The following is a 15240-nucleotide window of genomic DNA, read 5'->3' on the forward strand; positions in this document are numbered from 1 at the left end:
CCGTCCATAAAATTAATGGCATTAATGGTTCCTATAACGAATACAAAACCAATGAGAATCAAATATATTGGCAAATTGTATAATCCAAGCTGATTAAAAAGTAAAGCCACTGCAGCAAGATGAAAAACCAATCTAATGCTGCTGCTAATGGTTTTGATATCATCTATGAAACTTATCAATCCTATGATAAACAACCCAACAAGAAAATATGGGTAATTTGTTGAGGTAAAGGGAGCGCTAATTAATAATGACAAACAAAATATGATACCTCCACCTCTAATATTTACATAGGAATGCGAACTACGGTGATTAGGGCTATCTATAATGTTAAAAATATCAGCGACTTTAAAATACAAAAGTTCAATCACTATTAGTATTAAAAAAATTGATAAATAAAACATTATTTGTAGCTATTTTATTTTGAAACCGGTCAATACTGTTGTTGGATGCCAGTTTAATATTTGCCGGGCTTTGGAATCATCAAAGGTTAGATCCGAAGTGATTTTTAATAATTTGCTGGAATTTATGGGAGCTTTTGCTCCTAATAAGTCGCCGACATTTGCAAATAGCCTTGCCAGCCATTTGGGTATATTTGGCGGATTTTTTTTATTTGTTTGTACTGCAATCAAATCAGATAGCATCTTAAAACTGGGATGATCACCGTCTGTAAGATTATAAATACCGCCAATATTGGCAACGACAGGTATCAGGACTGAAACATCCTCCGCAAGTACAATACTTTTTTTTGCCTTGCCTCCATCAATATTAAAATAAAAACCTTTTTTAATCCCGTTTATCATTGATCGCAAATTACCCGGAGGGTTAGGCCCTGCAATTAATGGCAACCTTAATATTGTACATATTACCTTGTTATGTTTGCACCAGTCTTTCACAATTAATTCGGCCTCAATTTTACTGCGGCCGTAAGGATCGGCTGCGTTCAACGGAGCTGTCTCAGGAATAAGAGTTCCAGTATCAGCCCCATATACTGCAACGGTACTTATAAAAATAAAAGACTTTGGTAATACAGCACTCTCTAAACCTTTTAGCAAGTTTAATGTACCGGTAACATTGACATCAAAAAAAGCTTGCTTTTCAACATTAGTTTTAGGCACAGAATGCGCTTTACCAGCCGCATGCACTACAATTTCTACCTCCGGCAAAAATTCGGGTATCATTTTACTTAAGTCAATTGCAAAATCGGCTTCGCTCCTGCTCAGGGTTACGATATGTTGATTGTTCAAATACTTACTTATTTCTCTACCAAGAAAACCATTTGCTCCAGTTAAAAGAATCGACATATCATTTTTTTCTTAAAAACTTTTTGTAAACAAGGCTGAGAAAACTTACAGGTAATAATCTTAAACAAAATTTCAAGCTCAAAAAGACTTTGTATTCAAAATAGTTTATAAACTTGTCTTTATAAAACTTACTCATTAATTCGTTTTCAAATTGGTAATAGGCATATCCGCTTCTGCGGCCAACCATATTGTTCCCTATTCGCGCTTTAACTAAAATATTCTGAATGTTATAAAAACGGGCGCCTACCTTGAACATTTCATACCACAGATTATAATCTTCAAAATACCTTTTTTCCCAATAACCACCGGCTTCTATAGCTTTATTTTTTCTGAAAGCTACAGTCATATGATTTATAGGGTTTCTTAGTTTCATAAATTTAATAATGTCTTCATGATGTTCTGGCATCACCCTAAGCTGTTTTAAATCTCCAACAACCTCCTTAAATTCTTCTGTAGCAGTCCCTATTACATCATACTTATTTCGCTTTATCACTTCAATCTGACGCTCAAACCGGTCATTTTCAGCAATATCATCAGAATCCATTCTGAAAATCCAATCGTACCGGCACTGATTTAAGCCAAAATTCATAGCCTTACCCATACCCTGATTTTTATCCAGTTTAATTAACCTGATTATTTGGGGATACAATTTAAAATACTTAACTAATACCTCTGTTAATGGCACTGTAAGCGGTCCATCTTCAACAATTACAATTTCTGTAGGGTTTATAGATTGGCTTCGCAAAATACTGTTTAAGGCTAAATCTATATAAGCCGGGTTTTCTTTGGCATATACCGGCATTAAAACAGAAAATTCGAAAACATCTTTAGTACTCATTCTTTAAAATTTTATGTAGATCAGCGATGCCAATTTGCAGATCTATATTTTTTTGGAAACCAAACCGTTCATTCAATAGCCGCACATCTAACACGTTAGTAGGAACATCAAAACTTCTTGATTTTAAATAGGTAACTTTTAATTGTGGCTCAAGGTTCGATTTTATCATGTCCAATATTTTATTGAGTGATGTACCTGTCCCGCTGCCCAAATTGTAAATACGTTCAGGAGTATCAATCTCAATTGCTTTAACAAGTACTTTTGTAACATCCGTTATATGTATATAATCTCTTACCACATCTCCGTCGCCCCAAACTTCAATTGTCTCGTTATGTATAGCTTTATATAAAAAAACTGGTATAACACCCTGCTTAGCTTTAGGATTCTGTTTTTTCCCATAAGGATTGGACAGCCTGAAGATGCAGGTATTAACACCCCACAATTGATTGTATAAAGTAAAATAACTTTCAATAGTCCTTTTAGTAATACCGTAAGAATTTATAGGGTTGGATGCATGATTTTCCTTAATAGGTATACTTTCCGGAATACCGTAAACGGTTCCACCCGAAGAAATAAATACAACTTTTTTAATATTGCTTTCAACACAAAATTGTAGTAATTTAATTGTGGGTATTAAATTACTTTCAACATCATAACTTGGATTCAGTACTGAATTTGCTGGTAGTGTAGTACTTATCAGATGGTAAACGTAATCAATTCCAACAAGCGCCTCTTTAATATCTATCGGGTTATTAAAATCACCTTCAACAATTTCAATATTTTGTGCATATTCATCTATATTGCGACGCGAAAAATTTTTGACATCAAAAATCTTTACATCATACCCGCCATTTAACAGGCCTTCTACCAAATGCGATCCGATAAAACCGCCGCCACCAAGAATTAAGCATTTTTGCTTCATAACTATTTTATCGTGAATATAACAGCTGATAATTTTCAGCCATTTTTGTTGAATTTATATGATCATCAATAACCTCCCTACATTTTGAACTTAAAATTGCATAATTATCTGCTTGGATTTTGTTGATCCTATCGGTAAGAACTGTGTTTTGATTTACCGGAAATAAATATTGCCAACTGTCAATTTTATCAACTAACTCTTTATGAGGATCAATTGCAGATAATATTACCGGTAAACCACAGCCCATTGCTTCCATAACCGAGGTTGGCAACCCTTCAGAATAAGCAGTGGCAATATAAAAGTCAGAAGCGCTAAGAAATTTGAGCGTTTCAGGTTGGTTTCCAAAAAAAGTAACCTTTTCTACATGCTCTGCACAAACATCTTTACAATCTTGCATCAACGGGCCATCTCCAAGTACTATTAGGTGCGAATTCTCTAAATTAGTGTTGTTGAGAAATCCTTTAATAGCGGTGACCGGATCTTTTCGAAAAATCAAACTCCCAATAAAAACAAAAACCTTTTTGCCGGCTGGTAAATCAAGATTTTTTTTAGCCGTCCTTTTATCTTCCGTCGAGCTTACCTTGTAAAGATTTTTTGGTATGCCGTTGTAAATTACTCTTGTACGTATTTTATACCTCTCATATAATTTATCAGAAACAAATTGTGAACAGGCAATCGGAGTTTTTCCTCTTAAAGATCTGATATGCAGCCAAGCCATTAACGTTCCTCTTCGCTTACCATATAACATCGAGTAATCATCAAATATATTACTGTTTAATGTACTGATTATTTCTACTCCCTTAAAATCCTTGGGAAGAATAAGTAGATCTCCCCTAAAACCCATCAGATGTATAGCATGGACACCTTGGCTTTTAACAAATCGTTTAATTTGCCGCCTGCCTGATAAAATTCCTTCCAAACGGGATAGATGAAGTGAATGAACGTCGACATTGATATCAACAAAGCTCCCTTTAGCACTCGGAAACTTAGTTTCCTCAGGTGATAACGTTAATATCACCGGTTCAAACTTGCTACGGTCCAACTCATCAATTAAATTATAAAGTACGTTTGTAGGGCCTGATCTTTTCAGAGTTGAGACAATATATAGTATTTTGATCATTTCTTTCTTTTCGCTACAAATCTTATTAATTTATTGGGTTCTAAAAAATAAATAACATTTCTCCAAAGGCCGGTTATCTTATTTATAATTTGCATATCCTCTCTTAAGGCAAACTTTACCCGCAAAATATCTTGTGCTACAGTTCTTTCATATAATCTCAAATCAGTTTCGTTCTTTAATATTTCCCAATTTTCAAGGGTGCTTCTTTTTAAATTTTCACCATCAGCACTATAATTATGATTATGTATAAAGGCGACATAATTAGAATTCTTAATGTAAAAAGGCTTTATCTTTTTGCCATTTTCAATGAATAATTTTATCCAAAAAAACCTGTCGTCAGCGCCTTTAAATGTTTTAGGCTCTGGAAAAAATTTCTCTCCAAGTAAGCCACGTGAAAATATAACTTGTCCGGGTGATCTAATGTAGTCACCTTTAAGCAAGCCGGCTATGCTTAACTGAGGGGTTAAATAATATAATTTATGGCTATTGTATTTAGTATCTGAATAATATACTATTCCGTTGGTAAGTATAAAACAGTTATCTACAAGCAATGGGGCTGCTTCTAAATAAAAGGTTTCGCTAACTGCATCATCCTGATCTATGATATGCAGATGGCTTCCCTTAGCGATTGATATAGCTGCATTACGCGTCGCTGCAACACCAATATTAATTTTATTTTTTTGAATTATTATTTCGTTAAAATCCTTCCGATAGGTATACTCGCTTATTAGTGACGTTAAAATATCTACTGATGTTTCCATAGAATCGATAAAAACTATCAATTCAAAATTTAATGTAAGTGGTTGGCAATTGCCTATAGCTACACTAATAGAATTTAATAACCTGGGCAAGTAAGTTTCACCATTATAGAACGGAATAATAATACTTATCTTTTTGTTGTGGACCATTCTACTAAAGGGTTGTATTTAAAAAATTCCATCACTATAAGATAGACAAAATATAAAAATGGAAAAATGAATACCAAGTTGTTAAAGTATGTAATAGTAAGCATAGGGTCAGTATCGATAGCGGCGCCTTTGCACATTAAATAGGTAAAGATAAATCCACCTAAAACATTGCCCGGTAACATATATGGCAGCTTGTTGCGAATAAACCCCAATGTCAATCCTATTAAAAAAGAAAAGAATATACTTCCTGAATAACCGTAGTATATCAAACCGAAAATATTATGCCGTGCATTAGGTCCTTGTAAAATATCGCTGGGATGGTGTATATTTTTTAAGGTTATACCTATTGCCTGTGGCATTTCATCCCAGCTTTGTAGCCTCAATAAGCCAAGCGTATCATCAAATAATGCCGTAAACCAATGGTCGGAAGGTATACGTAAATAAACGTTATTGGGGTAGGCATACCAGTAAACGTCGCCACTGTGCACAAACCGCAAGCCTAAAGCCAATATGGGATTCAGACCAGTAGATGTAGGATCATCGACAACGGAGCGGGACTGGATATATATAATAAAAGTAACCACTATTAAACTCAAAACAAGTATCCCTTTTATATTTCGTTTTAATAATCGCAGATATGAAACATAATCCTGACCTTTAATAATGGCGAAGATAATATAGCACCAAAAAATATTAAAAACAATTAAAAAGCTACTTTTACTTCCACTTAATAAAAATGTACAAAATATCATCATCAAAATGAAATACTTTGGTAGTTCTGTAAGCCTGAACTTGTCTAACTTGATAATAGAAAAGAAAAGATAAATGCTGATTACTGACGAAACATCAGTTATACGCCCCAATATTCCGGCCCCCCCTCCACTTGCAAATGTCTCCAGCCGTGACTCCATGAACAGCGGTATTCCTTTCAATAAGTATATCAAACACTGAAAAAAAAGGTATATAAAAGAGTAATAGTAAAAGGCCACAAGCCTGGCGTTAATATTTCTTTTTCTTAATTCTAGAGTCGGCACTGGAGATTTAAGTGATAATATTTTTAAATTAAAGGTATATAGGCCTAAAATAAAAGCCAGTTGTGTAAAAACGTAATTCGAGAAAACATACAAAGTAATATTTTGCGTGAAATAAAGCAAAAAAACATCCGCCAGGCAAAATACAGAAGAAAGTGTTGGTAAAAAATACGGATCTAAAACTGAACGAACTTGTTTACGAAAAATAAAATAATGCAACAAAAATGATCCAACCAAGATGCCGAAAAACAAATTAACATTATTCAATGCCACCGAATAAAATTCGTAGTTATTCATTAACAGTAAAATGAAACTATTTTTGTTCGTAAGTAACGATACAAGTAAATAAATAAATTGAAGTTTTGTCTTATTATTGCCATCCTATCATCCTCAAAGTTTATATCTTGAGTTTTAAGGCCAGATGCGCCGTGATCATTATAAATCGCAATTGTTAATGGTATATACTTAAATTTAAACTCTTTACTATCAAAAAGTCGTAAGTTAAGATCATAGTCTGCAAAAATAATATAACGTCTATTAAAGTTATGTTTCTTAAAAACGTTAATAGGATAAAATATACTTTGGTGGCTAATATTACGGGTAACTAATTTAAGCGAATTGAACCTGCCATCATATATTATGTTTTTGTGTTTAAAACGCACGTTACCATAATAAATCGTTTTTCGATCTGTTAGTCTGCCAACAACTTCATTTAATACGCCGGGAAGCAACACATCATCCGCCCCCAAAAAATATACCCAATTACCTGATGCTTTCGTAACGGCTTTATTCATTGCATCATAAATGCCATTATCTTTTTCACTTACAAAATAACCCAATTGGGACTGATATTTTTCAATAATCTTCAGCGTGCCATCTGTAGAGCCACCGTCAATAATTACATATTCAATATTTTTCGTATTTGTGCCGATAACACTTTTGATTGTGTCTTCAATAGTATCAACCGCATTGTAAACCACAGTAATTATAGATAATATCACTACTTAAAAATTATTATGGTAAAATACATTTGCTAAATAACAAAATAAAGAAACTAATGGGTCTGTTTTAACATTTCAGCGATCAGCTTATCCCAAAACGCAGTAAGCGTTTTTAATCTCTCTGTAAATATTATCTGTAACTTAGAAGAGGCTATTGGCTTTTTAATACGTTCCAATTGAGCTTCCATTTTTTTAGCCAAATCATTTTCATCGTTTACTTTAAAAAATGTAAGTAATTCATTATCATTTATTTCCTTGTTAACGTTGATATCAGATAGGATACAAGGCTCACCGTAAGCCACGGCATCATAAACGCTAAATCCGCCAGGGCCGCCCTCAAATTGCGTTGGTTGTAAAAGGGCATATGAATTAATCATCAGTGCCAATTGATCTGCTTTATCGATAAAGCCAACCATTTTAACCCTATCAGTTAAACCTTTTCTCTTAATTAATTCAGTTATTTCGGTGCAGTTAATAATATTTTTAGGATCTGGAAAACGGCCAGTACAGATCAAAATTGCATCCTTTCCTAATTGATTTACCAAAATATCTATGGCATTAATAGCCGTTTTATGTCCTTTATGGCTCCAAAATTGATTAGAAATTAAAAAGAAAGGTTTGTTACTAATTCCGTACTTACTGTCTAAATATTCGATAGATGGTAAACTGTATAGAATTTTGTCATCAAAAACTGGTGTAAATGGAATAACATTTAAATTGTTGCTACGGCCAAAAAACTTGTAAATGTCGTCCTTAACACTATTAGCATTAATAATAATTTGACTGCTGCTTTTTACTTGCTTTTCAAAATGCTTATCCTGTGCGTCAATTTGTGCTTTAGTAAAAAATTGCGGGAAATATTTATACTGGAAATCATATAAATAACTTAAAACCGGCACCTTTAACATATTAGTTATAGGGTAAAACGCCGGTAGAATGACATCAAATTTATTGGCAGTTTTTACAAACTGCGCGTTAGTTTTATAAGTAAAATATCCAATAAAACCTAACTGATGTTGTAAGTGGATAGTTGTGTCTTGCACAGGCGGATAAATAATCAAAGTCAGTTTTCGTCCCGCTGCTTTGTTTAATACAGTTTTAATTAAATTTTTTAATTTTAAGATGGCTGTGTTTCTATCCGGTATCAATAACGTCAATTCATATTGAGGATTACCCAGCCCCATCAAAACATATTTAATGAATTCAATCCCCCCCGGCCATTCAATAAAACCAGCAACGGTAATACCAATTTTAATCTTTTTACTCAAAATGATTATTTAATACAGTTGTCAATTGCTCTCAAAATACAATCATCAGCTTATTCCCAAACAGCTATTAAATTGTTGGCAGCATCATTTGCCTGTAGCATAGTTTGTGCTATGTACTTTATATCATCTTTTTCTAAAGCGGGATAACTTGGTAAGTTAATTCCGCGCCAGCCTAACTCTTCAGCATTTATATGGCGTTCATATCTTTGCGAATACATGGGCATAGTATGTACCGGGTAAAAAAGCGGCCTAGTTTCGATACCGGCATTTCTCATATTCTGCCTGATTTTGTCTCGACTATCAGATTTTTGAATTAAAACAGAACACATCCAATAGGAATGGTAAACCTCACCTACTTCCTTGTGAAATGTTATAGCGGTGTTTTCAAACTCTTTAGAATACCAATCAGCTATTTGGCGTTTTTTAGCAAGAATTGTATCAATCTGTTCTAACTGCGCTAAACCAATAGCTGCGCAAATGTTAGTCATACGGTAATTGTAGCCTACTACATCGTGCCAGTATTCGCGATGTTTAGCTAACCCCTGGCCTTTAAAATGCGTTGAACGGTCATATAGCGTATGGTCATTAGTTACAACCATTCCGCCCTCGCCGGTTGTTATAGTTTTATTCCCAAAAAAACTAAAGATAGAAATATCGCCGAAGGTACCAACATGCTTCCCTTTGTAGGTAGTACCAATAGCCTCGGCGCAATCTTCTATTAAAAATAAACCATTTTGTTTACAAATATCTACAAGTTCGTCCATAGGGCAAGGATGACCGTATAAATGTACAGCCATTACCGCTTTTGTGTTAGGCGTTATTTTTTGTTTAACATCCTTAGCATCTATTTGCCATGAGTCTAAAGTAGAATCTACAAAAACGGCTTTAGCACCTGTGTAAGTTATAGCGTTGACAGATGCGATGTAAGTTAAGGTTGGTACAATTATCTCGTCGCCCGCGCCGATCCCTAATGCCAATAAAGCTAAATGTATAGCAACAGTACCATTAGAAACTGTTGTTGCATATTCGACATCTATATAATTGGCAAATGAATTCTCAAACTCATTTATAAATTTTCCTTTTGACGATATCCAAGTTGAGTCCAGACATTCATTAACGTATTTTTTTTCGTTTCCCCCTAAAAAAGGCTGATAAACAGGATATTTAAAATGGTTCATATAGTAATTATTGTAGCCAAATTCCCTTGGCTGTTTTATTAATTATAGCTTTATATTGCAAATAGCCAAATACCGGGCCCGAAATAAGTGATAAACATGTTCCCATCATAATTCCACTTACACCAAAATGTACAACTACCGCGAAAAAGTATGAAAGAGGCAAATTAACTAAACCGGCAATTATACTGGTATAGAATTGTAACTTTATTTTACCAATTCCATTGATAAAATATACGTAAATATTGGCAAAGGTTGAAATAAGCACAAATAGGGCCATCATTATAGATAACAAAACTGGCACTTTAACTTTAGGCCCCAACCATAAATTATAAGAATAATTGCTTAACAGTAGAAAAACGACCACGCCCGCGAATAAAATCATCCAACACTTAAGCAAAAAGTTGATTGTTTTTTTGATCCATTCAAAATCGCCTTTTATAAAGGCTTCATTAAATGATACCCAATATGGTGCAATCACAATTGACCATGCAAAAGTAAACACACTAAAGTATTTAAACGCAATATTGTAAATTGCCACCTCAGATGGTTCAAAGAGCTGACTTATCAATAAGTTATCAGTGGAGAATATGATTATGACAGCAATCTGGATCACAAAAAATTTTGCTCCTATAGAAAGTATTTGCTTAAGTGCCGACATTTTGAAAAATTTGAATTCTGGCGTAAGACGTTTGTATTTGGTAGAGAAAAAAAACAAGGTGCATATAGTTAAAACGGCCACCGGCAACACAGAAAAGTAAAAACTTAAGTAGTATAATCGCTCAGACATTACATGCCTGGTTATGTAGTAAACACCTCCTAATAAACATGCGTTAATTAATAATGCTATTACATTTACTAACCAAACTTTTTGAAAAGCAAGCAAAATTGTATTTATAAGATCAAGTAATAATTTCACACAGAAAAATATAAACACTACTAAAAAAACGGTACTTAGCTCGCCCGACATATGCTCCGGAGCATTAAATACTTTCGAGAAATCAATGAACTTAAAAGAAGCTAAAAAAAGGACTATCGCTATCCCAACAATCAGAAATATACCTACGTATGCGCTTGTAATTAGTGCACGGGATTGGTTTTCATCGTCGTTTACTACGGCCTCAGATAGTTTATTTTTAAGTCCGTTTCCTAACCCGCCATCTAAAAAACTTATCCAGCTAACTATTGATGTCATCGTCAGCCAAATTCCGTAACTCCTAACATCTAAGTAATTAAGGCACATCGGTACAAACAAAAAACTGCATGCTATGGCGCCGCCCTTAGCTAATGCTGATATTACAATGTTGAAAAGCTGTTTTTTACTACGGGCATCAGATAAATTTTTTAGAGCGAGCTTGTTAAACATTTACGTAGATTTACTAAATTTGGGATGGTTAAATCGATTTAACGAGGGCTGGATTTCCATAAACGGTTAAACCGTCGGCAATATCCCTCAATACAACTGACCCCGCCCCAACTATTACATTACTACCAATTTTCACACCTTGCTTAACAACACTGTTTGCTCCTACAAAAGTATAATTCCCTACCGTTACATTGCCCGTAAGTACCACGCCGGGAGCGATATGAGAATAATCCCCAACTACACAATTATGCTCAATTATTGCCGACGTATTTATTATTGACGCTATACCTATTGAGGCCTGAGCATTTATTACAGCACCTTGCATAACGACAGAAGCGTTGCCAATGTTAACGCTTGAAGAGATGATAGACCTTTGATGTAAAAGATTGGGGAACGTAATTTCTTTTTCAACTGCCAATTGTTTATAAAGCGACGACCTGATTTTATTGTCGCCTATCGCTAAATAAACATTATTACACTTTAGAACTTTAACTGTTTCTTGGTTACTCTCATTACCCAGAAATGTAAGACCATAAGGATTTTCTGATACGGGCGCGTTATCACAATATCCTAAAATTTGACAATTATTGTTGTATAATATCTCTATCAACACGTAGGCGTGACCGGAGTAACCAATAAGTATAGCCTGTTTATCCATTGGCTATCTTAATGCGTTAACAAAAATCTTTTTCATTAAAATAAAAAACGAAGAGAGAAATGCAGCTGCTATAAAACCTAATATAAATGCCTTCGTTTTCCCGACAGAATATTTTTCCAACGGAAGGATCGGTATATCAATTTCCTGTATGAGCGGAGTTTCTTTGCGCAACGAAACTTTCGAGATTTCAAGATTTTTAACAAGTTCTGTCAAAATAGCCTGATTTGCCTGAACGTCTACCTGTTTGCGTTGAGACGGCGCACGCAATATTTGTAACGCCGGATTGGCGTTTGGATTTACATCGGTAGATGAGGCCACACCTGTTATAGCCATATTCAATCTATTACGAACCGAATCTGCCTGACGCTGCAAAATATTTACATTTTGGGTAGACTTTTTTGTTTTTGTTTCTATATAAAAATCTCCAACAGTTTTAACAAGTAGTTCAGTAAAGATTTTCGAAAACATCTCATCCTCGGAATTTACAACTACTGTGATGATACTTAACTTTTTATCTACTTTATCAACCGATAAATTAGTTTTAATAATTGCCTTGAAAAAGTTGCCCAAAACACTATCTTGTGTTAAGGTGAATTTAGAGCGATCCGTTCCAGGCAAAAAATTGAGGGTCTGTAAATTAGGACTCCCGCTCCATTTATCGCGGTAATGATTGAAATCTATATAGCGTTCAGCGAGTGTTTTTTGTTTCCCATTAATTAACACTGGCTTCAGGAGGGTTTGTTCAACCATTGCTCGTGATTTCATTAGTGTAAGTAAATTATCCCCGCTAAATGCTCCTCCTCCTCCTGCGCCGCCTAAATCTATGCCAAACTGACTTGCAAGTCCTAAAGCTGATCCAAGCCCTCCGGCAGATGATTTTTCATCTTCCAATGCAAACGTCAGTTCGGCTTTAAATATAGGCTTTTTCAATAAAGCGTAAGCAACACCTACTGTTGCCCCAATCAACCCAAAGACAAATATAATTTTCCAGTTAGCGATTAAAAACCTTGTTAAAACCACAATCCTTAAAAGAAAATCTTTTAAACCAAATTCTTCTTTCTCCTCTCCAATATCAAGTTTTTTGTTTTGCATTCTATTTAGACAAAGTTAAAATTCCCAAAATTATAGCACCTAACGATGCTAAACCTGTTGTAAATGCTAAAATTTCCTGGGCAGTATTACCGCGTTTCTCTGGTTTTCTTGGAACATAAATTTCGCTTCCGGGTTTAACGCCAGGGTGAGTATTGAAGAACAAAAACCTACGGGTTCCTTTAACAGTTCCGTTAGGATAGACTACGTAAGCACCACCTTTTAAACTATTGGGTGAAAACCCTCCGGCATTTAGTACATATTCCTTAAAACTTTTACCACGGCTGTAAACAACAGCGCTCGGATAAAGAACTTCACCGTTTACTCTTACAGTTTGTTGTTGCTTAGGTATTCTCAAAATGTCGCCATTTTCTAAAATAAGATCTTCATTAGTGCCTGGTTTTTGTAATATCTTCTTTAGATTAATACCAACATAGTTGTTACGCAATTGCGCAGTATCAGTTCGTGTAGTGTCGCGATAACTCTGTTGCAAGCGTCTTAACCGTTCGTTACGTTCCTTATTAAGTGCAGCAGTATCTATTTTACTTTTGTCCACACCTAAAACTGCATCGTTATCCCGCTTTAAACTTCCACCTTCAACATCGGCCGAAAGGGTTAAGCCGCCAGCACGGGCAACAAGGTCGGAAATTTTCTCATTTTTCTTTTGTATAGTATAATATCCCGGATAAATAACCTCACCCTCAACCTTAACTGTTTTTTGCGTTTCGTAGCCAGGTAAACTATAAACAGATACGATATCGTACGGTTGAAGTGCAAATTTCGAATCATCACTTTTTAAATCTGTGCTTATGTTGACACTAAATACCTGTGCGACAGTTGTATTTAAGGCCCGTGGGTCACTATCAAAAACCCTGCGGGATACTTCTATACGTTTAGCACTTGCACCTTCTGTAAAACCACCGGCACGCACAATCAAGTCTCCAACTTTCATGCTGTCCGCATAAAGAAAGTCGCCCGGTTTACGAACTTCACCTTTAATTGTAATTTTGTATGCGTTACGCAAATCAAATTTCGAGGAGATAACAACACTGTCTTCCCTTTGTAAACGCAAATCTGCCGAAGCGTTATTTAATGCTTGATTTACATCAAATGAAAGTTGTTGCTTTGAATTATCGGCGTTAAGCCTAATAATGCTACCCCGGCCAGTAAAGGCATCTTCCTTTAATCCACCGGCATTTTTAATTAGTTGGGATAATGTAAGCCCGTTTTGTAATTCAAATTCACCTGGTCTGAAAACAGCTCCAGATATAGTTACCCTATTTGTATAACGCTCTAAAATTCTATCTACAACATACATGTCGCCGCGTAAAGGGATGTAATTTTTATAATCGCTTTCAAAAACGTCAGTTAGACGGCGCTGCTGATCACTTACTTGCGTTACTTTGATCCGTTCTGTATAGGCCTGATCGGAAAAGCCACCGGCAAATCTTAAAACATCTTGTAATGTTTCACCCGGTAAAACCTCAAAAATTGCAGGCGTTTTTACTTCACCCTTCAAATCAACACGAAGGCGGTAGCTTGGTACACGGATAACATCCTGATCTTGAAGTGATATATTATCCTTTTGACTTCCTTTTACTAAAAAGTCATAAATATCAAGTGTTCGAATCACCCTGTTATTTCTGATGATCTCAATTTTTCTGAATGAGCCAATATCATTCGGCCCCCCTGCAGATGATAGTGCGTTAAATGCAGTGGCTAATGACGGTAAAGTATATGTACCGGGTTTTTTTACTTCGCCCACTAAGATAACTTTTATACTTCTGATATTGCCTAGGCTAACCTGAACACTGGTTCCTTTGCCAATAGCGTAGTTACTGGCCGCTAACTTACTTTTTATAGAAGCCGTTGCCTGCTCAATGGTCTTACCTGCTACATTTAAAATGCCGACACCGGGAATGTTGATATTTCCCTCCGGAGAAACATCAAGTTTCCAATTCACTAATGAATTACCGTAAACGTTGATGTTAAGCTGATCTTCTGGGCCAACGATATAATTTACAGGAGTTGCTATTTTAAGGTTAGGTTCAAATTTCAAATTACTATTACTAAACATATCCGCTCCAAAAATCTTGGATTGAAACGTGTTTAATATTTTTTGTGAAGCGGGAGAGTTATTAATAGTATCTGCAGAATAATTAAGTTTCCTGGTCTGACTTTCTGATTGAGAGTCCTGTCGTATACCAGTATTGTCATCCGGCGCGTTGCCGTTAGCTTTTTTTATTGTGTTAATACGATTCTGTAAAATCCTTGCCTGGTCAGCAGATAGTCCCCTAGCCTGCAATGTTTGCATCAACTGGGCATCAGTTAAATTGTTGGCTTGCGCCTGTTGCATAATCTGGCGTATTTGCGCATCAGACAATTCGTTAACATTAGCGTTATTTAAATTTGACGGTAAGGTTTGAGAAAATGCGGGGGCTGCGATTAAAGTCGCAAAACAAAGAAGTAATAGGAAAAAATATTTAAATTTAAAATTGGTCCTGTAAATTAATCTCATAATTGGGTTTTCAGTTCAACATTATCTCCTATAAAGATACCTTAT

General features: G+C 35.2%; 13 protein-coding genes and 1 pseudogene. All 14 read right to left on the bottom strand.

The window, feature by feature from the left end; all coding sequences use genetic code 11:
• Positions 1 to 368, bottom strand: a pseudogene (locus ACE5CV_RS15690) (UDP-GlcNAc--UDP-phosphate GlcNAc-1-phosphate transferase); the annotation flags it as partial.
• Positions 369 to 410: 42 nt separating this feature from the next.
• A complete protein-coding gene (locus ACE5CV_RS15695) occupies positions 411 to 1301 on the bottom strand; it encodes an NAD-dependent epimerase/dehydratase family protein (RefSeq protein ID WP_374951139.1) in 891 nt (296 codons plus the stop codon).
• Position 1302: 1 nt separating this feature from the next.
• Positions 1303 to 2139 (bottom strand): glycosyltransferase, encoded by an 837-nt coding sequence (locus ACE5CV_RS15700; protein WP_374951140.1) that lies wholly within the window; start codon positions 2137 to 2139, stop codon positions 1303 to 1305.
• On the bottom strand, positions 2129 to 3061 hold the full coding sequence (locus tag ACE5CV_RS15705) for an NAD-dependent epimerase/dehydratase family protein (protein ID WP_374951141.1): 933 nt from the start codon (positions 3059 to 3061) through the stop codon (positions 2129 to 2131). Before ACE5CV_RS15705 ends, ACE5CV_RS15700 begins: the two co-directional genes overlap by 11 nt.
• 7 nt (positions 3062 to 3068) lie before the next feature.
• Positions 3069 to 4181, bottom strand: coding sequence for a glycosyltransferase family 4 protein (locus ACE5CV_RS15710; RefSeq protein WP_374951142.1), 1113 nt, complete (start codon positions 4179 to 4181; stop codon positions 3069 to 3071).
• Positions 4178 to 5089 carry a glycosyltransferase family 2 protein gene (locus tag ACE5CV_RS15715; RefSeq protein WP_374951143.1) on the bottom strand — a complete coding sequence of 304 codons (912 nt, stop codon included), beginning with the start codon at positions 5087 to 5089 and terminating at the stop codon, positions 4178 to 4180. Before ACE5CV_RS15715 ends, ACE5CV_RS15710 begins: the two co-directional genes overlap by 4 nt.
• Entirely contained in the window at positions 5068 to 6417 is a 1350-nt protein-coding gene (locus ACE5CV_RS15720) for an oligosaccharide repeat unit polymerase (RefSeq protein ID WP_374951144.1), read from the bottom strand. Before ACE5CV_RS15720 ends, ACE5CV_RS15715 begins: the two co-directional genes overlap by 22 nt.
• On the bottom strand, positions 6417 to 7121 hold the full coding sequence (locus tag ACE5CV_RS15725) for a glycosyltransferase family 2 protein (protein ID WP_374951145.1): 705 nt from the start codon (positions 7119 to 7121) through the stop codon (positions 6417 to 6419). Before ACE5CV_RS15725 ends, ACE5CV_RS15720 begins: the two co-directional genes overlap by 1 nt.
• A 53-nt stretch (positions 7122 to 7174) precedes the next feature.
• Positions 7175 to 8389, bottom strand: coding sequence for a glycosyltransferase (locus ACE5CV_RS15730; protein WP_374951146.1), 1215 nt, complete (start codon positions 8387 to 8389; stop codon positions 7175 to 7177).
• Between the two features lie 50 nt (positions 8390 to 8439).
• Positions 8440 to 9567: a DegT/DnrJ/EryC1/StrS family aminotransferase gene (locus ACE5CV_RS15735; RefSeq protein WP_374951147.1), complete on the bottom strand. Its 1128-nt coding sequence runs from the start codon at positions 9565 to 9567 to the stop codon at positions 8440 to 8442.
• Positions 9568 to 9574: 7 nt separating this feature from the next.
• Positions 9575 to 10930 (bottom strand): lipopolysaccharide biosynthesis protein, encoded by a 1356-nt coding sequence (locus ACE5CV_RS15740; protein WP_374951148.1) that lies wholly within the window; start codon positions 10928 to 10930, stop codon positions 9575 to 9577.
• 28 nt (positions 10931 to 10958) lie between these two features.
• Positions 10959 to 11588: an acetyltransferase gene (locus ACE5CV_RS15745; protein WP_374951149.1), complete on the bottom strand. Its 630-nt coding sequence runs from the start codon at positions 11586 to 11588 to the stop codon at positions 10959 to 10961.
• Positions 11589 to 11591: 3 nt separating this feature from the next.
• On the bottom strand, positions 11592 to 12680 hold the full coding sequence (locus ACE5CV_RS15750) for a lipopolysaccharide biosynthesis protein (protein ID WP_374951150.1): 1089 nt from the start codon (positions 12678 to 12680) through the stop codon (positions 11592 to 11594).
• 1 nt (position 12681) lies between these two features.
• Positions 12682 to 15195, bottom strand: a complete 2514-nt coding sequence (locus ACE5CV_RS15755; RefSeq protein ID WP_374951151.1) for an SLBB domain-containing protein — start codon at positions 15193 to 15195, stop codon at positions 12682 to 12684.
• Positions 15196 to 15240 lie beyond the last annotated feature (45 nt).

This window comes from Mucilaginibacter sp. (assembly GCF_964263795.1).
Lineage (GTDB): Bacteria > Bacteroidota > Bacteroidia > Sphingobacteriales > Sphingobacteriaceae > Mucilaginibacter.